Source organism: Acidovorax sp. Root275 (genome assembly GCF_001428965.1).
GTDB lineage: Bacteria > Pseudomonadota > Gammaproteobacteria > Burkholderiales > Burkholderiaceae_C > Acidovorax > Acidovorax radicis.
The window spans coordinates 948,799-968,939 of record NZ_LMJH01000001.1; the positions used below are offsets into that span (position 1 = coordinate 948,799).

At 67.0% G+C, this 20,141-nt stretch carries 18 protein-coding genes; 14 read left to right on the forward strand and 4 right to left on the reverse strand.

Annotated features, from left to right (window positions below; genetic code table 11):
- Window positions 1–18: 18 nt before the first annotated feature.
- Complete coding sequence (locus ASE52_RS04365; RefSeq protein WP_057224078.1) at window positions 19–1,716, forward strand: methyl-accepting chemotaxis protein; 1,698 nt, start codon at window positions 19–21, stop codon at window positions 1,714–1,716.
- Window positions 1,717–1,788: 72 nt separating this feature from the next.
- Here the strand turns inward: ASE52_RS04365 and ASE52_RS04370 are convergent, their stop codons facing one another.
- Window positions 1,789–3,489: an electron transfer flavoprotein-ubiquinone oxidoreductase gene (locus ASE52_RS04370; RefSeq protein ID WP_057224080.1), complete on the reverse strand. Its 1,701-nt coding sequence runs from the start codon at window positions 3,487–3,489 to the stop codon at window positions 1,789–1,791.
- Window positions 3,490–3,630: 141 nt separating this feature from the next.
- Here ASE52_RS04370 and ASE52_RS04375 point away from each other — a divergent pair, with 141 nt between their 5' ends.
- Together ASE52_RS04375 and ASE52_RS04380 are read left to right on the forward strand one after the other, a co-directional pair.
- Window positions 3,631–4,413 (forward strand): SDR family oxidoreductase, encoded by a 783-nt coding sequence (locus ASE52_RS04375; protein ID WP_010465470.1) that lies wholly within the window; start codon window positions 3,631–3,633, stop codon window positions 4,411–4,413.
- Between the two features lie 138 nt (window positions 4,414–4,551).
- Window positions 4,552–4,977 carry a thioesterase family protein gene (locus tag ASE52_RS04380; protein WP_010465469.1) on the forward strand — a complete coding sequence of 142 codons (426 nt, stop codon included), beginning with the start codon at window positions 4,552–4,554 and terminating at the stop codon, window positions 4,975–4,977.
- A 79-nt stretch (window positions 4,978–5,056) separates the two neighbouring features.
- On the opposite strand, the gene ASE52_RS04385 is transcribed toward ASE52_RS04380, so the two are convergent.
- Both ASE52_RS04385 and ASE52_RS04390 read right to left on the reverse strand, forming a co-directional pair.
- Window positions 5,057–5,629 (reverse strand): peroxidase-related enzyme, encoded by a 573-nt coding sequence (locus ASE52_RS04385; RefSeq protein WP_057224083.1) that lies wholly within the window; start codon window positions 5,627–5,629, stop codon window positions 5,057–5,059.
- Window positions 5,630–5,678: 49 nt separating this feature from the next.
- A complete protein-coding gene (locus ASE52_RS04390; protein ID WP_241776917.1) occupies window positions 5,679–6,500 on the reverse strand; it encodes an IclR family transcriptional regulator in 822 nt (273 codons plus the stop codon).
- Between the two features lie 134 nt (window positions 6,501–6,634).
- On the opposite strand from ASE52_RS04390, the gene ASE52_RS04395 reads away from it, so the two are divergent.
- From ASE52_RS04395 to ASE52_RS04435, 9 genes are all read left to right on the forward strand, one after another.
- Window positions 6,635–7,639, forward strand: a complete 1,005-nt coding sequence (locus ASE52_RS04395; protein ID WP_057224085.1) for a tripartite tricarboxylate transporter substrate binding protein — start codon at window positions 6,635–6,637, stop codon at window positions 7,637–7,639.
- A gap of 51 nt (window positions 7,640–7,690) precedes the next feature.
- Window positions 7,691–8,632: an amidohydrolase family protein gene (locus ASE52_RS04400; protein ID WP_057224087.1), complete on the forward strand. Its 942-nt coding sequence runs from the start codon at window positions 7,691–7,693 to the stop codon at window positions 8,630–8,632.
- Window positions 8,633–8,652: 20 nt separating this feature from the next.
- Window positions 8,653–9,672 carry a tripartite tricarboxylate transporter substrate binding protein gene (locus ASE52_RS04405; protein ID WP_057224090.1) on the forward strand — a complete coding sequence of 340 codons (1,020 nt, stop codon included), beginning with the start codon at window positions 8,653–8,655 and terminating at the stop codon, window positions 9,670–9,672.
- 66 nt (window positions 9,673–9,738) lie between these two features.
- Complete coding sequence (locus ASE52_RS04410; RefSeq protein ID WP_057224091.1) at window positions 9,739–10,425, forward strand: diguanylate cyclase; 687 nt, start codon at window positions 9,739–9,741, stop codon at window positions 10,423–10,425.
- On the forward strand, window positions 10,422–11,363 hold the full coding sequence (locus ASE52_RS04415) for an NAD(P)-dependent oxidoreductase (RefSeq protein WP_057224094.1): 942 nt from the start codon (window positions 10,422–10,424) through the stop codon (window positions 11,361–11,363). Before ASE52_RS04410 ends, ASE52_RS04415 begins: the two co-directional genes overlap by 4 nt.
- Window positions 11,364–11,519: 156 nt before the next feature.
- On the forward strand, window positions 11,520–12,521 hold the full coding sequence (locus ASE52_RS04420; protein WP_057224096.1) for a tripartite tricarboxylate transporter substrate binding protein: 1,002 nt from the start codon (window positions 11,520–11,522) through the stop codon (window positions 12,519–12,521).
- A gap of 186 nt (window positions 12,522–12,707) precedes the next feature.
- Window positions 12,708–13,664, forward strand: a complete 957-nt coding sequence (locus ASE52_RS04425; protein ID WP_057224097.1) for a tripartite tricarboxylate transporter substrate binding protein — start codon at window positions 12,708–12,710, stop codon at window positions 13,662–13,664.
- Window positions 13,665–13,670: 6 nt separating this feature from the next.
- Window positions 13,671–14,570 (forward strand): amidohydrolase family protein, encoded by a 900-nt coding sequence (locus ASE52_RS04430; protein WP_057224098.1) that lies wholly within the window; start codon window positions 13,671–13,673, stop codon window positions 14,568–14,570.
- 18 nt (window positions 14,571–14,588) lie between these two features.
- Window positions 14,589–15,512 carry an SMP-30/gluconolactonase/LRE family protein gene (locus ASE52_RS04435; protein ID WP_057224099.1) on the forward strand — a complete coding sequence of 308 codons (924 nt, stop codon included), beginning with the start codon at window positions 14,589–14,591 and terminating at the stop codon, window positions 15,510–15,512.
- 18 nt (window positions 15,513–15,530) lie between these two features.
- Here ASE52_RS04435 and ASE52_RS04440 read toward each other — a convergent pair whose 3' ends face one another.
- Window positions 15,531–16,658, reverse strand: a complete 1,128-nt coding sequence (locus ASE52_RS04440) for an NADH:flavin oxidoreductase/NADH oxidase (RefSeq protein WP_057224100.1) — start codon at window positions 16,656–16,658, stop codon at window positions 15,531–15,533.
- A gap of 135 nt (window positions 16,659–16,793) precedes the next feature.
- Between ASE52_RS04440 and ASE52_RS04445 the strand changes: the two genes are divergently transcribed.
- Together ASE52_RS04445 and katG are read left to right on the forward strand one after the other, a co-directional pair.
- Window positions 16,794–17,750, forward strand: a complete 957-nt coding sequence (locus ASE52_RS04445; protein WP_057224101.1) for a LysR family transcriptional regulator — start codon at window positions 16,794–16,796, stop codon at window positions 17,748–17,750.
- A 78-nt stretch (window positions 17,751–17,828) separates the two neighbouring features.
- On the forward strand, window positions 17,829–20,024 hold the full coding sequence (gene katG / locus ASE52_RS04450) for a catalase/peroxidase HPI (RefSeq protein WP_057224102.1): 2,196 nt from the start codon (window positions 17,829–17,831) through the stop codon (window positions 20,022–20,024).
- Window positions 20,025–20,141 lie beyond the last annotated feature (117 nt).

The following is a 20,141-nucleotide window of genomic DNA, read 5'->3' on the forward strand; positions in this document are numbered from 1 at the left end:
TGCAACCAGGAGAAATTCATGAACTATCTGCCAGCCACTTCCCATGCCGAACGGTACGCGCAGCCGCGTACGGCACCCACGACGAGCTGCGCCTCGGCGTCGGATGTGGCGCCTGTGGGCGCCTCCCGCCCCGGCCCTGCATCGGCAGAGGCTGCGCCCGCTGGTGGCCGACGCAACCTGAGCGTGGGGCAGAAGCTTGCGGCCAGCTTTGGCCTGCTGGGCTGCGCCGTGGCACTGCTGGGAGCGATGACGTGGATGACCGGCGAGGGCACCCGCCGCCAGGCCACGTTGCTTGCCAGCGAGCAACTGCCCATTGAACGCTCGGTGCGCGACTGGAAGACGCAGTCGGTCACCATTGGCCAGATTGCGTTGCGCACCACGGTGTCCTCCGACGTATTTCCCCTGGTGGCAGAGATCCGCAAGCAACTGGCGACCGAAGACGCGATGCGCAAGCGCATCGAAGAGGCTTTGGCAGGTGCATCCACAGCCGAGCACACCAAACCCCTGTGGGCCGAGGCCCAGGCGCAGCGGCAGCAATACGCGGCGCTGCGAGACGCCCTGGTGCAGAACGCCCTGGAGGCCAAGATCATCAGCCAGAAGGAGCTGCAGGACCACGCCGCCGCACTGACGCAATACCTGCGGGCCATTGATCAGTTGCTCGGGGCGTCCGAGCAGGCGTCCCTCCAGGCGGCGGACGCCATGATCAGCGACGCCTCGCGCGCACAGTGGATCAGTGCCATCGCGGTGCTGGTGGTGGTGGGGCTGTCGGCGCTGTTTGGCTGGCTATTGCAGCGCTCCATCGTGCTGCCGCTGCGCCAGGCCTGCGAGGCTGCGGACTTGGTGGCACATGGCGACCTGACCGTGCGCATGCAGACGCAGCGCACCGATGAAATCGGCCAGTTGCTCACGGCGCTGGACAAGATGGTCGAGTCCCTGCACTACGTGGTGACCGAGGTGCGTGACTCGGGGGAGTCCATCCACATGGCCAGTTCCGAGGTGGCGGCGGGCAACACCGACCTGAGCGCACGCACCGAACATGCCGCCAGCAACCTGCAGCAGACGGCGGCGAGCATTGCCCAGCTGGCACAGATGGTGGCGGCCAATGCGGACAGCACGCGCCAGGCCAATGCGCTGGCCCTGAATGCCACACAAGTGGCCAGCAAGGGCGGTGAGGTGGTCAGCCAGGTGGTGAAGACCATGGAAGAGATCAACGCCAGCAGCAAGAAAATTGCCGACATCGTGGGCATCATCGATGGCATTGCGTTCCAGACCAACATCCTGGCACTCAATGCGGCCGTCGAGGCTGCCCGTGCGGGCGAACAGGGGCGTGGTTTTGCGGTGGTGGCCAGCGAGGTGCGGGGCCTGGCCGGGCGCAGCGCCAACGCGGCGCGCGAGATCAAGGCGCTGATCTCCACCAGCGTCGAGAAGGTGAGCGACGGCGCCAGGCTGGTGGTGACGGCAGGCTCCACCATGGGCGACATCGTGCAGAGCGTGGAGCGCGTGACCACGCTGATGTCCGAGATCAACGAGGCCAGCAGCGAACAGAGCACGCAGATCGGCCAGGTGAGCCAGGCCGTGGACCAACTCGACCACATGACGCAACAGAACGCCGCACTGGTAGAGGAGGGCGCGGCAGCCGCCCAGAGCCTCAAGGACCAGGCGCACCGCCTGGCCGGTGCCATGGGGCAGTTTCAGCTCGTTCGTGCAGCGGTTTGATCCCGGAAATTCAATAAAAAAGGCCTGCAGCGCAGGCCCATAAAGCGCCAGGCGCTATGAATTTTGATGTGACTACATGCCCGCGTAGTTCGGGCCACCGCCACCTTCGGGCGTGACCCACACGATGTTCTGCGTCGGGTCCTTGATGTCGCAAGTCTTGCAGTGCACGCAGTTTTGCGCGTTGATCTGCAGGCGTTGCGCATCGCCGCCCTTGGCCACGTCGGGCACAAACTCGTACACGCCCGCGGGGCAGTAGCGCGCCTCGGGGCCGGCGTACTTGGCCAGGTTGATGTTGACTGGCACGCTCGCGTCCTTGAGCGTGAGGTGGGCCGGCTGGTTCTCTTCGTGGTTGGTGTTGCTGATGAACACGCTGCTGAGGCGGTCGAACGTGAGCTTGCCATCGGGCTTGGGGTAGACGATAGGCTTGCACTCTGCCGCGGGCTTCAGATACGCGTGGTCGGGCTTGTCGCGGTGCAGGGTCCAGGGGATGTGGCCGCGCAGCACGAACTGCTCGAAACCGTTCATCAGCGTGGCGGCGGTCAGGCCGTACTTGAACCAGTTCTTGAAGTTGCGGTCCTTGTTCAGCTCGGTGTAGAGCCAGCTTTCCTCGAAGGCCTTGGGGTAGGCCGTCAGTTCGTCGTGCTGGCGGCCCGCCACGATGGCGTCGTAAGCGGCTTCGGCGGCCAGCATGCCGGTCTTGATGGCCGCGTGGCTGCCCTTGATGCGACCCACGTTGAGGTAGCCCGCGTTGCAGCCCACCAGTGCGCCACCCGGGAAGACCGTCTTGGGCAGGGCGTTGATGCCGCTGGCGTTGATGGCACGCGCGCCATACGACAGGCGCTTGGCCGTGATCTCGCCCTTTTCGTTCTCAAAGTAGTAGCGGACGTTCGGGTGGGTCTTCCAGCGCTGGAATTCCTCGAACGGGCTGAGGTACGGGTTGGTGTAGCCCAGGCCCGTGACGAAGCCCAGGGCCACCTTGTTGCCCTCCAGGTGGTACAGGAAGGCGCCGCCGTAGGTATCGTTCTCCATGGGCCAGCCGGCGGTGTGCATCACAAAGCCGGGCTGGTGCTTCTTGGGGTCGATCTCCCACAGCTCCTTCACGCCGATGCCAAAGCTCTGGGGATCGCGGTCCTTGTCGAGCTGGTAGCGCGCAATCAACTGCTTGCCCAGGTGGCCGCGTGCGCCTTCGGCAAACACGGTGTACTTGCCCAGCAGCTCCATGCCCAGCTGGAAGTTTTCGGTGGGCTCGCCATCCTTGCCGATGCCCAGATTGCCGGTGGCCACGCCCTTGACGGAGCCGTTGTCGTTGTAGAGCACTTCTGCGGCGGTGAACCCGGGGAAGATTTCCACGCCCAGGGCTTCGGCCTGTTCACCCAGCCACTTGGTCAGGTTGCCCAGGCTGATGATGTAGTTGCCGTGGTTGTGCGCAAACGGCGGCAAGAACATGTTGGGCACGCGAAAGCCCGATTTTTCGCCCAGGAAGATATAGGCGTCGTCGGTCACGGGCTGGTTCAGCGGAGCGCCGCGCTTTTTCCAGTCGGGGATCAGTTCGGTCAGCGCCTTGGGGTCCATGATGGCGCCCGAGAGAATGTGCGCGCCGGGTTCGGATCCTTTTTCCAGCACCACCACCGAGACATCCTGGCCTTTTTCAGCCGCCAATTGCTTCAGGCGGATCGCAGTGGCCAAGCCGCCCGGGCCACCGCCGACGACCACAACGTCGTATTCCATGGATTCGCGGGGGCCGTATTGGGCGAGGATTTCTTCATTGGTCATGGGCTTCTCGTCGGGCGTTTGATAATGGGCTATTTTCTACAGAGCAGGGTGCAATGCCCTGTCTGGCTGGCGACTGATTGTATTCACGGAATACAGACAATCGAACGACCGTTCTATTTTGATCCAGTAGGGAGACTCTAAATGGCATACAGCATCGACTTGTCCGGCCGCGTGGCCTTCATCACAGGTGCCTCCAGCGGCCTGGGCGCACAGTTTGCCCGTACGCTGGCCCGCGCGGGCGCCGGCGTGGTGCTGGCCAGCCGCCGGGTCGAAAAGCTCAAGGAGCTGCGTGCACGCATCGAAGGCGAGGGCGGTGACGCCCATGTGATCGAACTCGACGTGACCGACCACGACTCGATCAAGTCCGCCGTGGCACACGCCGAGACCGAGATGGGCTCCATCGACATCCTGGTCAACAACTCGGGCGTGAGCACCACGCAGCGTATCCAGGACGTGACGCCGGAGGACTACGACTTCATCTTCGACACCAACGTGAAGGGCGCCTTCTTCGTGGCTCAGGAGGTCGGCAAGCGCATGCTGGCTCGCTCGCGCGGTGCCGCGCCGGGCAGCTTCACGGGGGGGCGCATCATCAACATCGCCTCGATGGCAGGCCTCAAGGTGCTGCCGCAGATCGGCGCCTACTGCATGAGCAAGGCCGCCGTGGTGCAGATGACCAAGGCCATGGCCATGGAGTGGGGCAAGTTTGGCATCAACGTGAACGCGATATGCCCTGGCTACATCGATACCGAGATCAACCACCACCACTGGCAAACCGAGCAGGGCAAGAAGCTCATCGACATGCTGCCCCGCAAGCGCGTGGGCAACGCGCAAGACCTGGATGCCTTGCTGGTCATGCTGGCCAGCGACCAGAGCCACTTCATCAATGGTGCGGTGATTGCGGCCGATGACGGCTTTGCTGTATAGGAAGCCCCCTGAGGCGCTGCGCGCCATCCCCCGAGGGGGACGCCACCGGTGGCCTGGCAGAGCCAGTTCCACGGTGGCACTGGCATTGGGGCGTGCCAGTTGCGGAGCGCGTGGACGTGCCAACAACCTGGACTACCGATGAAGCTTGAAATTCCCGAAATCAAGAAGCTGGTCTTTGAGATGCGGTTCCCCGTGCGCTGGGGCGACATGGACGCCATGGGCCATGTCAACAACACGGTGTACTTCCGCTACCTGGAAACCGCGCGCATCGATTGGATGGTCTCGGTGGGCTGCAACCCCGACCCGCGCGGACAGGGGCCGGTCATCGTCAATGCGTTCTGCAATTTCTACAAGCAGCTCGAATACCCGGCCGACGTGTTGCTCAAGCTCTACGTGAGCGACCCGGGCCGCACCACGTTCGAGACCTGGGGCACGATGGAGCGGGTGGACCAGCCGGGTGTGATCTGCGCGGCGGGTGGGGCCACCACCATCTGGGTGGACTTTCCGCAGCAGAAAGCAGCGCCCTTGCCGGACTGGATGCGGGCACTTGTCACTGCAGACTGAATTTGAAAGAAATAGGGCTCTAGCGCTTATTGGATAAGCGCTGGTAGCTATCAAATATGTAGTAAATGCGCCAGGGCACTTACTTCTGCTTGGGCACCCGTCCCATCAAGTAGAACTCTGGGTTGGGCAACATGCCCGCAAAGCTGGCCATGCGGTTGCTCAGGCCAAAGAACGCGGTGATGGCCGCGATGTCCCAGATGTCCTCGTCGTCGAAGCCGTGGGGGTGCAGGGCCTCGAAGTCGGCGTCCTCGATCTCGTGCGAGCGCTGGCAGACCTTCATCGCAAAGTCGAGCATCGCGCGCTGGCGTGGGCTGATGTCGGCCTTGCGCCAGTTGACCGCCACCTGGTCGGCAATCAGCGGCTTTTTCTCGTAGATGCGCAGGATGGCGCCGTGGGCCACCACGCAGTACAGGCACTGGTTGGCAGCGCTGGTGGTGGTGACGATCATCTCGCGCTCGCCCTTGGTCAGGCTGCCTTCTTCCTTGAGCATGAGCGCGTCGTGGTACGCAAAGAACGCGCGCCACTCGGCCGGGCGGCGGGCAAATGCCAGGAACACGTTGGGGATGAAGCCGGCCTTTTCCTGCACTTCCACGATGCGTGCGCGGATGTCTTCGGGCAGGGTGTTCAGGTCGGGGAAGGGGTAGCGGCTCACGAAGGTCTCCTGGGGTTTCTGTTTGTTGGTCGGGTTGCGGGTGCAAGTATCACGGATGCCATTGGGTAGCGCGTACAGGGCTCTGCGATGGCGCAGTTGTATTGCCCGCCAGTGCATACGACAGCTGTGTGGCAGCAGCCACCACCGTCTGGGCCAGGGCTTCGAGCTTTTCAGCGGGCAGGCGCGACGCGGGGCCCGAGATGCACACGGACCCCATCAGGCGCCAGTGCATGCCGAACACCGGCGCCGACACGGTGGCCACGCCTTGCTCGCGTTCGCCGATGGACCAGTGGTAGCCCTTTTTGCGGATGTCTTCATACGCCTTGCCCGGCTCGCCCGAGAACGCCAGGATCACGCGGCCCGGCGAGCCTTTGTCCAGCGGCAGGCCCTCGCCCATGCGGGCGTGGTGGCGCAGTGCCTGGGGGCCTTCCACGCGCACCAGGCAGGTCCGCACCTGGCCTTCGCGCACGTAGAAGGCCGCGCTTTCGCCCGTGGCGTGGGTCAGCTCGCGCAGCGCGGGCTCCAGCACGTTCTGCACGTCAAAGCCCGCCTGGTAGCGCGCGCCCAGCCAGCCTGCGGCGGGGCCCAGGCGCCAGTCGCCGTCCTCGCGCTGCACCATGAAGCCCGACTGCGCCAGCGTGCGCGCCAAGCGCAGCACCGTGGTCTTGTGCAGGCCGCAGCGGCGGCTCAGCTCGGCCAGCGGCAGGCTCGATTCGCCCAGTGCAAAGGCTTCGAGCACCTGCAGCGCGCGCGTGACGGCGATCACGCCGCCGGCAGCGTCGGGCTGCGGGGCGGGGGCGGATGTGGTTGCGGGGGCTTCCGGCGTTGGCGATGGCGCGGGGACAGGGGGCTTGCGGGGCTTGTTGCTCATGGTGCCATTCGTTTCACTGTGTGCAACTGCATTGTATGGGTTGAAACGTCTGCGTAAAGTCGCAGCCACGGCGCCGGGCCGTCGCAGGTTCTGCAGACCGGCGTGACGAACCACCATAAAACGGAGACAAATCCATGCCAGCCTTTCCCTCGCTTTCGCGTGCTGTCGGCGCGCATCTGTGCGCAGCCCTGATGGGCCTTGCCGCAACCGCCGTGCCCTTGGCCGCCCAGGCCCAGGCCGCGTACCCCAACAAGCCCATCCGCCTGATCGTGCCGTTTCCACCCGGTGGCGGCACCGACATGATCGCGCGCACCGTGGCGCAAAAGCTCACGGACCAGAACAAGTGGAACGTGATCGTGGACAACCGCCCCGGCGCGGGCGGCAATCTGGGCGTGGACGCCGCGGCCAAGTCGGCCCCTGATGGCTACACGCTGGTCATGGGCCAGACCAGCAACCTGGCCATCAACCCCACGCTGTACCCCAAGCTGCCCTACGACCCCATCAAGGACCTGGTGCCCGTGGCGCTGGTGTCGTCGTCGCCCATCGTGATCGCCGCGCCGGCCAATTCGCCGTATAAGACCTTTGCCGATGTGGTGGCTGCATCCAAGGGCAAGCCTGACGCGCTCACCCTGGGCTACTCGGGCAACGGCACGGTGGCCCACCTGGCCGGCGAGCTGGCCGAGAACGCGGCGGGCATCAAGCTGCGCCATATCCCCTACAAGGGCGCGGCCCAGGCCATGACCGACCTGGTGGGCGGGCAGATCGATCTGTACATGTCGTCCGTGCCCACGCTGCTGGGCCAGGTGCGCAACGGCAAGCTCAAGGTGCTGGCCATCACGTCGGCCAAGCGCTCGTCGCAATTGCCGGATGTGCCCACGCTGGCCGAGTCGGGCTACAAGGGCTTCGAGGCCGTGACCTGGTTCGGCATCCTGGCGCCCGCCGGCACGCCCGCACCCATCGTGGCGCAGCTGAACAAGGCCATCAACCAGGCACTGCAGCACGCCGAGGTGGCGGAGAAGCTGCGCTCCGAAGGCGGCGATATCCTGGGCGGCTCGGCCGATCAGTTCGGCCAGCTGCTGCGCACCGAAGTGCCGCGCTGGGGCAAGATCGTCAAGGACTCGGGCGCCAGCCTGGACTGACCGGCAGCACCGCCACAGCGACCGCTTCACGTCCCCCCAAGAGTCCGCGCCATGCACCGCGACAGCCTTGTCACGCCTGTGCGTACCGCCCATGCGGTGCGGTTTTCAGCCGGTACTGCCGTGCCGCGCACCGTGGTGCCGGCCGGCGCCTGCGACTGCCATGTGCATGTGTACGACAGCCGCTTTCCGCCTGCGCCGCAGGCCAGGCTGCTGCCGCCCGATGCGTCGGCTCTGGACTATGCAGCGCTGCAGCAGCGCATCGGCACCACGCGGGTGGTGCTGGTCACGCCATCGACCTACGGCACCGACAACCGCCCGATGCTGGAAGGCCTGGCCGCGCTGGGCGCCATGGGCGTGCAAGCCCGTGGCGTGGCGGTGATCGACGGCACCGAGAGCGATGCCGCGCTGCAGCGCCTGCAGGCCGCCGGCGTGCGCGGCGTGCGGCTGAACCTGTCGCTGGGCGTGTCGGGCACGGCGGATTCACTGCTGCCGCTGGCCCGCCGCATCGCGCCGCTGGGCTGGCACCTGCAGTTGCTGATGGCGCCTGATGCGCTGGTCGCACAGGCCGATGTGCTGCACCAGTTGCCCGTGCCGGTGGTGTTCGACCACTTCGGCCGCATCGCTCCCGCGCAGGCGGGGCGGCACCCCGCTCATGCGCTGCTGCTGGCGCTGCTGCAGGGCGGGCGGGCGTGGGTCAAGCTGTCGGGCGGCTACATCGTGAGCGAGCAGCACTCGGTGGAAGACCCCGCGCTCGACGCCCTGGCTGCCAGCTACCTGCGCTGCGCACCCCACCGCGTGGTGTGGGGCAGCGACTGGCCGCATGCCACCGCATCGGCCGGCGTGCAGCCCCTGCCCGACGACGCCCGCCAGGTGGACCGGCTGGCCGACTGGGCGCGCGAGGCTGGCGACAGCAGCGCCACGCTGCAGCGCGTGCTGGCGGACAACCCGGCCGCGCTCTACGGCTTCACGCCGACCATTTCTTCATTGCCTTGACGACACCGGGAGACCTGCCCATGACCGAATCCGCAACCCCCACTCCATCGGCCGGCCTGTCGCGCCGTGGCGTGCTCGCCGCCGGCGGTGCCGCGCTGCTGGCCCCGTGGCTCGCCGCCCCAGCACAGGCCCAGGGCGACTGGCCCGCCGGCCGCGTCATCACCTGGGTGGTGCCGTACCCCCCGGGCGGCAGCACCGACGTGCTGGGCCGCAATGTGGCGCAGCGCATCGGCGCGGCGCTGTCCACCAACGTGATCGTGGACAACAAGGCCGGTGCCACCGGCACCATCGGCGCGGCCTTCGTCGCCAAGGCGGCGCCCGACGGCTACACGCTGCTGGGCACTTCCATCGGCCCGCAGGCGATCGCGCCGCACCTGATGGGCAAGCTGCCGTACGACCACATCACGGCCTTCGAGCCCGTGGTCATCATCGGCACCATTCCGCACATTTTGGTGGTGGGTGCGGACCAGCCGTTCAAGACGGTGGCCGACTTGCTGGCGGCGGCCAAGGCGCAGCCGGGCAAGCTCGCGTTCGCCTCCGGCGGCAACGGCACCATTTTGCAGATGCAGGGCGAGCTGCTGCAGCAGCAGACCGGCGCGCGCTTCATCCACGTGCCCTACAAGGGCGACACCCCGGCGCTGCAGGACACGCTGGCCAGCCAGGTGCAGTTCATGTTCGCGCCGGCGGCCGCGGCGCTGCCGAATGTGCAGGCGGGCAAGCTGCGCGCGCTGGCCGTCACCTCGGCCCAGCGCCTCAAATCCCTGCCGACCGTGCCCACGATGGCCGAGGTGGGCATGAAGGACTTCGTGGTGGAGCAGTGGCAAGCCGTGTTCGCACCCGCCAAGACGCCCACCGCGGTCGTGCAGCGCCTGAACCAGGAGATCAACAAGGCCCTGAAGGACCCCGCCGTGGTCGCCCTGGCCGACAAGCTGGGCGTGACGCTGGTGGGCGGCACGCCGCAGCAACTGGGTGACCTGCAAAAGGCCGACTCCGCCAAGTGGGCCAAGGTCATCAAAGACGGAAACATAAAAGCTGAGTGAGACGGCCTTTGCAGCCGGCATTCCCTGCACCCATTTCTTCTTCATTTTTCAAACGGACAGAACACCATGAGCCAACTCCCCGAAATCATCCGTGACATCGAGCGCGTGAGCGCCGACGTCGTAAGCAAAGCCGCGACCTTCCAGGCCGCCATCCTGGCCGACGTGGCGGGCCGCCGCGGCACGATGCACGGTCGCGTGGCCCCGGTGCACCAGAGCATGAAGGTGGCAGGCCCCGCCTTCACCGTGGAAGTGCGCCCCGGCGATAACCTCATGATCCACGCCGCCATCGCCCTGGCCCAGCCGGGCGACGTGCTGGTGATCGACGGCAAGGGCGACCTGACCGCCGCCCTCATGGGCACGCTGATGCTCAGCGCCTGCAAGAAGCGCGGCCTGGCCGGCGTGATCGTGGACGCCGCCATCCGCGACAAGCTGGAGATCCTGGAGCTGGACTTCCCCGTGTTCAGCGCGGGCTTCAACCCCGCCGGGCCCACCAAGTACGTGCCCGGCCGCATCAACCACCCCATCTCTGCCGGCGGTGCGACCGTGAACCCCGGCGACCTGGTGGTGGGCGATGCCGACGGCGTGGTTGTGATCGAGCGCGCCAAGGCCCCCGGCATGATGGCCCTGGCCGACAAGAAGGTGGCCGACGAGGCCGCCCGCATCGAGGCCATCGCCCGTGGCGACACGGCATCGAAGTGGCTGCCCGCAGCGCTGCGCGCGGCGGGTGTCCTCCAGGAAGGGGAATCGCTGTGAGCACCAACCCCACCATCATCGTTACAGGCGCCGACCTGGCGCAGCAGGCGCTCGGCCTGCTCACCGGCTATGAAGTCATCTACGCCGGCAAGACGCCGACCGAAGAAGACATGGTCGCCCTGGCCAAGCAACACGACCCCGTGGCCATCATCGTGCGCTACGGCAAGGTGGGCGCATCCGTGATGGACGCGGCGCCTTCGCTCAGGGTGATCTCCAAGCACGGCAGCGGCACCGACACCATCGACAAGGTGGCTGCCAAGGCGCGTGGCATCGAGGTGGTGGCCGCCGTGGGCGCCAATGCCGCGGCCGTGGCCGAGCAGGCGCTGGCGCTGCTGCTGGCCTGCGCCAAGTCGGTGGTGCAGCTGGATGCGCGCATGCATGCCGGCCACTGGGACAAGGCCACGCACAAGAGCCTGGAGCTCGGCGGCCGCACCGTGGGCCTGGTGGGCCTGGGCGCCATCGGCCTGCGCTTTGCGAAGATGGCCGATGCGTTGGGCATGCGCGTGATCGGCTTTGACCCGTTTGCCAAGAACCTGCCCGCCTACGTGCAGAGCGTGGGCCTGGAGACGATCTGGCGCGAAGCCGATGCTGTGTCTTTGCACTGCCCGCTGACCGACGAGAACCGGGGCATGGTGAACGCCACCACGCTGGCGCAATGCAAGCACGGCGTGATCGTGGTGAATACGGCGCGTGGCGGCCTGATCGACGAGGCCGCGCTGCTGGCAGCCGTGCGCTCGGGCCAGGTGATGGCGGCCGGCCTGGACAGTTTTGCGGTGGAGCCCATGGCGGCCGGCCACCCGTTCCAGGGCGAGAAGAATTTCATCCTCAGCCCGCACATCGGCGGCGTGACGAGCGACGCCTACGTGAACATGGGCGTGGGTGCGGCCCAGAACCTGCTCGCCGTGCTGGCCCGCCTGCCGGCCGCCGCGGCGGCATGAGCCCGCGCTGGCCCTGCCGCAGCAGGGCCAGCCGCAGCGTGAGACCGTAGCAGGCAGACCCCGGGCCGGGCAGGGCACACCAGCGTTGTGTGCCCGCACCGGATAGCGCCACAACCGGCGGCTGCCACACCCCAGCCCATGACAGGAGACACGTCGATGAACAAGAATTTTGAGAAAAAAATGCCCCTGCCGCTTGTCCATCAAGCGCTAGCAGCTACGCTTTTAATAGCATCTGGCGCTTGCTTCGCGCAGTCCAGCGACTACCCCGCCAAGCCCGTGAAGCTGGTGGTGGGCTTTGCTGCCGGGGGGCCCACCGACGTGGTGGCCCGCGCATTCGCAGACCACGCCAGCCGCGCGCTGGGCCAGCCCTTCATCATCGACAACAAGCCCGGCGCCAACACCATCCTGGCCGCGCAGGCGGTGGCCAGTGCGCCGGCCGACGGCTACACGCTGCTGTTCGGCGCCACCAACCACACCATGATCCCGGGGCTGTACAGCAACCGGGTCAAGTTCGATGCGGTGAAGTCCTTCAAGCCGTTGTGCACCGTGGCCACAAGCCCGACGGTGCTGGTGGTGGGCCCCGGCATACCGGTGAAGTCGCTGGCCGACTACATGGCCCGTGCCCGCAAGGAGCCGGGCGTGACCACGGCCGGCACTGCCGGCGTGGGCAGCTCGGGCCACTTTGCCACCGAGATGTTCGCGCGGGCCAACGGCCTCAAGCTCAACCATGTGCCGTACAAGGGCGCGGCGCCGGTGGTCACGGACCTGATGGGCGGCCAGCTCGACAGCTCGTTCGCCACGCTGGGCTCGGTGCTGCCGCAGATCAAGAGCGGCAAGCTCACGGCCCTGGCCGTGGCCTCGCCCAAGCGCTCGTCGCTGCTGCCCGACGTGGCCACCTTCGCTGAAGCCGGCGGCGGCAAGTATTCGGCCGATGCCTGGTACGGCGTGCTGGCACCTGCCGGTGTGCCCGACGCCGTGGTGCAGAAGCTAGAGCGCGCGGCCGTGGACTTTGCGAAGAGCGCCACCGCAGTGGAAAAGCTGCGTGGCCTGGGGCTGGATGCGGACTCGACCTGCGGTACTGCGTTTGCGGCGCAGGTGGAGCGCGAGGTTGCCACTTACACCCAGATCGCCAAGGACCTGGATCTGAAAGTGGAGTGACCCCCCTGAGGCGCTTTGCGCCTTCCCCCCTCTCTCGCCTCGCTGCGCGATGCGGGAAGGGGGACGCAGCCAGTGCGGCGGGGCGGCCCTTGCACGGCTGCCTGCGCTTTGTCTGCGCCAGTTTCGCGGGCCGGAGGGCAGCAATACCTGTTGGCTCTGGATGGATTGAATGGATAAGGAGACTTTATGTTGCGTTTTCTCAAACCCCTGATCGCCGCCTGCGCCCTGGCCACGGGCCTGGCCCATGCCGCCTACCCAGATCGCCCCATCACCATCGTCGTGCCGTATGCGCCCGGCGGTGCGGCCGATGCCGTGGCCCGCGTGCTGGCCACGCGCCTGGGCGCCAAGCTGGGCGCCAGCGTGATCGTGGACAACAAGGCCGGCGCCAGCGGCACCATCGGTGCCAGCTACGTGGCTAAGGCCAATGCGGATGGCTACACGGTGCTGTACGACGCCACGCCGTACTCCATCAACCCGCACCTGTTCCCCAAGATGCCGTATGCCGCCAACGCGCTGCAGCCGCTGTCGCTGGTGCTGCTCGCGCCCAATGTGCTCATCGTGAAGACCGACTCGCCGATCAAGAACATCGGCGACCTCGTTGCCAAGGCCAAGGCGGCCCCGGGCAAGCTCAACTTCGCCTCGGGCGGCAGCGGCACCGTGCAGCGCCTGGCGGCCGAGCTGCTGCGCCAGCAGCTGAACCTGGACATGGTGCATGTGCCCTACAAGAGCGGCGGCCCCGCCATCACCGACGTGATGGCCGGCCAGGTGGACTTCATGTTCGGTACCGTGGCCGCGACCTACCCACATGTCTCCGGCGGCAAGCTGCGCGCCCTGGCCGTGTCGGCGCCCGAGCGCTCCAGGCGCCTGCCCGACGTGCCCACCGTGGCCGAGACGGTGATCCCCGGCTACGAGGCCTATGAGTGGAACGGCCTGTTCCTGCCCGCCGGCACGCCCGAGCCCATCGCCGCCAAGCTGCGCGAGGCCGTGCAGGAGGTGATGAAGGAAGACGAGCTCAAGCAGCGCCTGGCCGACATGGGCGCGCAGCCCGTGGGCTCCACGCCTGCCGAGTTCGCGGCCTTCCTCAAGAAGGAAGATGCGAAATGGGGCGAGGTGGTGCGCAAGGGCAACATCAAGCTGGACTGAGCGCCGATGGACCAGCCCCTGCCTGGCGCCGTGCCGCATTCGGCAGGCCTCAACCAGCCGCTGCGGGCGCTGCCGCCGCTGGCGTGCGACAGCCACATGCACATCTTCGATGCGCGTTTTGCGCCATCGCCGCACTGGCCGCGCACGCCGCCCCATGCGCCCGTGGCCGCCTACCGGCAGCTGCAGCAGCGCCTGGGCACATCGCGCACCGTGGTGGTCACGCCGTCCACCTACGGAACCGACAATGCCTGCGCGCTGGATGCACTGGACGCCTTGGGCGACAGCGCGCGTGGCGTGGCGGTGGTGGGCCAGGATGTGAACGATGTGGAGCTGGCCCGCCTTGCCGCGCGGCGCGTGCGCGGGTTGCGCGTGAACTTCGTCTCGCCGCAGTCCTGGGGCACGACCACGCCGCAGATGCTGTCCACCCTGGCGGACAAGGTCGCGCGCCATGCGGACTGCGGCGGCTGGCATATCCAGGTGTTCGCGCACCCGGAGCAGATCGTGGCGCTCGAACCCGTGCTGCAGGCCTTGCCTGTTCCGCTGGTCATCGACCACCTGGGCCGCATCGACCCGGCGCAGGGCCCGAGTGCCGACGCCTACGGCGTGCTGCGCAGGCTGCTGGACGGCGGCAATACGTGGGTCAAGCTGTCGGGCGCCTACATGCGCTCCACCGCGCAGGGCCCGAGCTACGCCGACATGCTGCCCCTGGGCCGCGCGCTGGTGCAGGCCGCGCCCGGGCGCCTGGTGTGGGGCAGCGACTGGCCGCACACCACCGAGGCACCGGGCTCGGTCAACGATGCCGGCCTGTTGGACTTGCTGCGTGCCTGGGCGGGCAGCGATGCCGTGATGGACGGCATCCTGGTCGACAACCCGGCGCGGCTGTATGGTTTCGCCACCGCGTCCTGAACAAGAAAGACCCCCACCATGTTTCTGCTGCAACCGCCCCAGGTCCGCGACCTGGATATGTTCTCCGCCATGCCCGAACACTTTCGCCGCCGCGAGCGCAGTGCCTGGGCCGATGCCAACCGGGGCGGCACCGTCACCGATTCGTTCCTCGAAGGCCCGGTGTTCGACGGTGCGGGCCACCTGTACGTGACCGACATCCCCTGGGGCCGCATCTTTCGCATCAACCCCGAGGGCGAATGGACACTGGTGGCTGAGTACGACGGCGAGCCCAACGGCATGAAGTTCCTGGATGCCGGGACGCTGCTCATCACCGACTACAAGAACGGCCTGATGCGCCTGGATGTGGCCTCGGGCAAGGTCACGCCGCACCTGGAGCGCCGCAACAGCGAGCGCTTCAAGGGCGTGAACGATCTCATCTTTGACGCCGAAGGCAACCTGTACTTCACCGACCAGGGGCAGAGCGGCCTGCACGACCCGAGCGGCCGCCTGTACCGCCTGCGCCCGAACGGCCAGCTCGACCAATTGCTGGCCAACGTGCCCAGCCCCAATGGCGTGGCGCTCTCGCCCGACGGCCGCGTGCTGTACCTGGCCGCCACGCGCGGCAATTGCGTGTGGCGCGTGCCGCTGCTGCCCGATGGCAGCGTGGCCAAGGTGGGGCAGTTCTTCACGTCCTACGGCCCGAGCGGCCCCGACGGGCTGGCCGTGGATGCGCAGGGCCGCCTGCTGGTGGCCAACCCTGGCCTGGGTTATGTCTGGGTGCTCAACCACCGCGCCGAGCCCGAGCTGGTGCTGCGCGGGCCGGCCGGTGCATCCACCACGAACCTGGCGTTCGGCGGGGACGATGGCACAACGGTGTTCGTGACCGATTCGACCCACGGCCGCATTCTGCGCGCGCGGCTGGATGCGCCAGGGCTGCCGCTGCACCGCCCGGCGGTGGGCTGAGCAGCGGCTGAGCCCGGTTTACTGCGCTGCGGCTGCCACCTTGGCCGCGCCACGGTAGCGCGACAACCAGTGCGCATACGGTGCGGGCAGCGTGGTCCATTCAGGCTTTTGCGCCCCCAGCACCTGTGCCAGATGGTAGGTGTAGTGCGGGTTGGACAGGTGGGCGCGGCCGATCATCACCAAGTCCATCTGGCCGTCCGCCACCGAGCGCTCGGCGACCTGAGGATCATCGATGCCCCAGGACGAAGCCACGGGCAGGCCGGCTTCGCTGCGCACGCGCTGGGCCACCGGGGCCAGGAAGGCGGGCGTTGCCCAGGGGATCTGCGTCTCTGCGATCACGAAATTGGCGCTGACGTTGACCATGTCCAGGCCACGTTCGCGCATCTGGCGCACCAACTCGATGGACTCGGCCACGGTTTCCTCGTCGCGGCCGTCGTATTCGATCACGCCGAAACGGGCCGTGAGCGGCAGGTGCGCGGGCCAGACCTTGCGCACGGCCTCCACGGTTTCCAGCAGAAAGCGTGCGCGGTTGTCGAAGCTGCCGCCGTACTGGTCGGTGCGCTGGTTGCTGTGGGGCGAGAAGAAGCTCTGCGCGAGGTAGCCGTGGGCAAAGTGCAGTTCCAGCCATTCAAAGCCCGCGGCCATTGCGCGGCGGGCAGCGGCGACGAAGTCGGCCTGCACGCGGGCAATGTCCTCCAGCGTCATGGCCTTGGGCACGCGGGGCAGGCCGCCGCCATAGGCAATGGCGGACGGGGCGATGGGTTGCCAGGCACGCGGATCGCTTTCGGGAATGTGGTCGTCTCCTTCCCACGGGCGCTGGGCGCTGGCCTTGCGGCCGGCGTGGCCGATCTGAATGCCGGGCACGGCGCCAGCGGCTTTGATGTTGGCGGCGATGCGGGTCATACCTTCGATTTGCTGGTCGTTCCACAGGCCCGTGCACGCCGGGGTGATGCGGCCTTCGGGCGATACGCCCGTGGCTTCCACGATGACCAGGCCGGCGCCGCCACGGGCGAGACCGGCGTAGTGCGCCTGGTGCCATTCATTGGTCAGACCATCGGTGGCGCTGTACTGGCACATCGGCGGGACGGCGATGCGATTGCGCAGGGTAACGCTTTGAAGTTGGAACGGGGTGAACAGGGCAGACATGCAGCTTTCTTTCTTGTGGGAGGCTGAAAAATGGAATGAAGCGGGGAGGGCCAAAAGATCTAGTGGCCACGCACGATGAGGATGGTGGGTACGATCCAGCCATAAACCAAATCGATATTTTTTATTTTTGAAATCATGAAAATAGATATCAGATCCATGGACCTCAACCTGCTCAAGGCACTGGATGCGCTGCTGGACGAGCGCAGCGTGACCCGCGCCGCCCAGCGCCTGTCCCTGACCCAGCCGGCAGTGAGCGGCATGCTGACCCGGCTGCGCGAGAGTTTTGATGACCCGCTGTTCGTGCGCACGCAGCGCGGCATCACGCCCACCTTGCGGGCACAGGAGCTGGCCGCACCCGTCAAGGAATTGCTGGGCGGGATCGAATCCTTGCTGCAGCCGCGGGCGTTCGACCCGGCAACGGCGCAGATGACCCTCCACCTCGCTTCCACCGACTATGCGCTGCAGGCGGTGGTCGTGCCGTTCCTGGCCCGGCTTCGGCGGCATGCGCCCGGCGTGCGCGTCGCCGTGGTGCCCGCCCAGCACCTGCCGGTGTACGAGCGGCTGGAGCGCGGCGACATCGACCTGGCCCTGATCAGCCCGGAGAACACGGCGCCCGACCTGTACGCCCGCCACCTGTTCGACGAGCGCTATGTCTGCGTGATGCGCGAGGGGCACCCGGATGCCCAGGCTGGTGTGCTGTCGCTCGACCGTTTCTGTGCGCTGGACCATGCACTCATCTCGTACACCGGCGGCAGCTTCTGCGGCGTGACGGACGAGGCGCTGGCACGCCTGGGCCGGTCACGCCGGGTGGCGCTGTCGATCACCAGTTTTTTGGTGCTGCCGCAGATTCTGCGCACCAGCGACCTGATCGCGGTCGTGCCGCAGCGGGTGGTGGCCGATGCACCGGGGCTGGTCGTCATGGAGCCGCCGGTGGCCATACCGGGATTCGTGAAAACTGCCGCCTGGCACGAACGTACCCACCGCTCCGCGGGGCATCGCTGGGTGCGCTCCGTGCTGTTCGATACCTGTGGTTGCGGGGAGCCTGAAGCTCCGCTGGAGCTCGCCAGTTTTCAACAAAAACTATCGCCTTGATGAAGATGATTGTCTTTTCAATGGGGTGCGCATTTCTTAGGATCGGAGCCGTTCATCAGCCATAACAAGGAGTGACCCATGACGACAGACGCAAAGTGCCCCTTCGATCACACCCAGGCCGCCGCGCCCAAGGGCCGTGGCAACGCCGACTGGTGGCCCAACCAGCTCAACCTGCGCCCCCTGAACCAGAGCTCGCCCCTGGTGGACCCCATGGGTGACGGCTTCAACTACGCCGAAGAGTTCAAGAGCCTGGACCTGGCCGCTGTGAAAGCTGACCTGCACGCGCTGATGACCGACTCGCAGGACTGGTGGCCGGCCGACTTCGGCCACTACGGTCCGCTCTTCGTGCGCATGGCCTGGCACAGTGCCGGCACCTACCGCCTGGCCGATGGCCGCGGCGGCGCCGGGGCAGGGCAGCAGCGTTTTGCGCCCCTGAACAGCTGGCCCGACAACGCCAACCTGGACAAGGCCCGCCGCCTGCTCTGGCCCATCAAGCAGAAATACGGCCGCAAGATCTCGTGGGCCGACCTGATGATCCTCACGGGCAACGTGGCTCTGGAGTCGATGGGCTTCAAGACCTTCGGCTTTGCCGGTGGCCGCCCCGACGTGTGGGAACCCGATGAAAACGTGTACTGGGGCGCAGAGAGCACCTGGCTCGGCGGCGACAAGCGCTACAGCGGCGAGCGCGACCTGGCCAAGCCCCTGGCCGCCGTGCAGATGGGCCTGATCTACGTCAACCCCGAAGGCCCGAACGGCAACCCCGACCCCCTGGCCGCAGCGCGCGACATCCGCGACACCTTTGCCCGCATGGCCATGGACGACGAAGAGACCGTGGCGCTGATCGCCGGTGGCCACACCTTCGGCAAGACCCACGGCGCAGGCGACGCGGCCCTGGTGGGCCTGGAGCCCGAAGGCGGTGGCATCGAAGACCAGGGCTTCGGCTGGATCAGCAAGCACGGCAGCGGCTTTGGTGGCGACGCCATCACCAGCGGCCTGGAAGTCACCTGGACCACCACACCCACGAAGTGGAGCAACAACTTCTTCGAAAACCTGTTCGGCTTTGAATGGGAGCTGACCAAGAGCCCCGCAGGCGCGCACCAGTGGACGGCCAAGAATGCACAGGCGACCATCCCGCATGCGCACGACCCGTCCAAAAAGCTGCTGCCCACCATGCTGACCACCGACTTGTCGCTGCGCTTCGATCCGGCCTACGAGAAGATCTCGCGCCGCTTCCTGGAGCACCCCGAACAGTTCGCCGATGCGTTTGCCCGCGCCTGGTTCAAGCTGACCCATCGCGACATGGGCCCGCGCTCGCGCTATCTGGGTGCGGATGTGCCGGCCGAAGTGCTGGTGTGGCAAGACCCGGTGCCGGTGGTCGACCATGCGCTGGTCGACGCGCAGGATGTGGCTGCGCTCAAAGCCAAGGTGCTGGCATCGGGCCTGTCGATCGCCGAGCTGGTGTCCACGGCCTGGGCATCGGCATCGACCTTCCGCGGCGGTGACAAGCGCGGCGGTGCCAACGGTGCACGCATCCGCCTGGCGCCGCAAAAGGACTGGGAGGTGAACCAGCCCGCGCAGCTGGCCAAGGTGCTGGGCCAGCTTGAAGTGATTCAGCAGGCCTTCAATGCAGCGCAGACCGGTGGCAAGAAAATCTCGCTGGCCGACCTGATTGTGCTGGCCGGTGGCGCAGCCGTGGAGGCTGCGGCCAGGAAGGCCGGGCAGGATGTGACGGTACCGTTCACGCCAGGCCGCACCGATGCCTCGCAAGCGCAGACCGATGTGCCATCCTTCGAGGTCATGGAGCCCGCGGCCGATGGTTTCCGCAACTACGTGAAGCCCGGCCTGGAAGGCGCCGTGTCCGAGTTGTTGATCGACCGGGCCAACCAGCTCACACTGACCGGGCCCGAGATGACGGTGCTCGTCGGCGGCCTGCGCGTGTTGGGGGCGAACGTGGCGTCGTCCGCCGCGCATGGCGTGTTCACGCAGCGCCCGCAGACCCTGAGCAACGACTTCTTCGTGAACCTGCTGGACATGCGCACCAAGTGGCAGAAGTCTGCCTCGGCCCCCGGCGTGCTGGAAGGCGTGGACCGCAGCGGCGGCACCCCGAAGTGGACGGGCACGGTGGCCGACCTGGTGTTCGGCTCCAACTCGCAACTGCGCGCCCTGGCCGAGGTGTATGGCAGCAGCGATGCGCAGGCGGTGTTCGTGCAGGACTTTGTGCGCGCCTGGACCAAGGTCATGAACCTTGATCGTTTCGATCTCGCGGCTGCATAAGCCAACGGCGGAGCCATTGACCGCGCCACTTGCCTGCACCACGTGGGGGACGGCAAGTAGCGTTGTGCTTTTTGCCCAGGCGCTGCGGCTAACATGGCGGCCCCAACCGTATTGGAG

Coding starts and splice junctions, on each gene's coding strand:
- ASE52_RS04365 (WP_057224078.1), top strand. CDS start 19: ATGAACTATCTGCCAGCCACTTCCCATGCCGAACGGTACGCGCAGCCG.
- ASE52_RS04370 (WP_057224080.1), bottom strand. CDS start 3,489: ATGACCAATGAAGAAATCCTCGCCCAATACGGCCCCCGCGAATCCATG.
- ASE52_RS04375 (WP_010465470.1), top strand. CDS start 3,631: ATGGCATACAGCATCGACTTGTCCGGCCGCGTGGCCTTCATCACAGGT.
- ASE52_RS04380 (WP_010465469.1), top strand. CDS start 4,552: ATGAAGCTTGAAATTCCCGAAATCAAGAAGCTGGTCTTTGAGATGCGG.
- ASE52_RS04390 (WP_241776917.1), bottom strand. CDS start 6,500: ATGAGCAACAAGCCCCGCAAGCCCCCTGTCCCCGCGCCATCGCCAACG.
- ASE52_RS04395 (WP_057224085.1), top strand. CDS start 6,635: ATGCCAGCCTTTCCCTCGCTTTCGCGTGCTGTCGGCGCGCATCTGTGC.
- ASE52_RS04400 (WP_057224087.1), top strand. CDS start 7,691: ATGCACCGCGACAGCCTTGTCACGCCTGTGCGTACCGCCCATGCGGTG.
- ASE52_RS04405 (WP_057224090.1), top strand. CDS start 8,653: ATGACCGAATCCGCAACCCCCACTCCATCGGCCGGCCTGTCGCGCCGT.
- ASE52_RS04410 (WP_057224091.1), top strand. CDS start 9,739: ATGAGCCAACTCCCCGAAATCATCCGTGACATCGAGCGCGTGAGCGCC.
- ASE52_RS04420 (WP_057224096.1), top strand. CDS start 11,520: ATGAACAAGAATTTTGAGAAAAAAATGCCCCTGCCGCTTGTCCATCAA.
- ASE52_RS04425 (WP_057224097.1), top strand. CDS start 12,708: ATGTTGCGTTTTCTCAAACCCCTGATCGCCGCCTGCGCCCTGGCCACG.
- ASE52_RS04430 (WP_057224098.1), top strand. CDS start 13,671: ATGGACCAGCCCCTGCCTGGCGCCGTGCCGCATTCGGCAGGCCTCAAC.
- ASE52_RS04435 (WP_057224099.1), top strand. CDS start 14,589: ATGTTTCTGCTGCAACCGCCCCAGGTCCGCGACCTGGATATGTTCTCC.
- ASE52_RS04440 (WP_057224100.1), bottom strand. CDS start 16,658: ATGTCTGCCCTGTTCACCCCGTTCCAACTTCAAAGCGTTACCCTGCGC.
- ASE52_RS04445 (WP_057224101.1), top strand. CDS start 16,794: ATGAAAATAGATATCAGATCCATGGACCTCAACCTGCTCAAGGCACTG.
- katG (WP_057224102.1), top strand. CDS start 17,829: ATGACGACAGACGCAAAGTGCCCCTTCGATCACACCCAGGCCGCCGCG.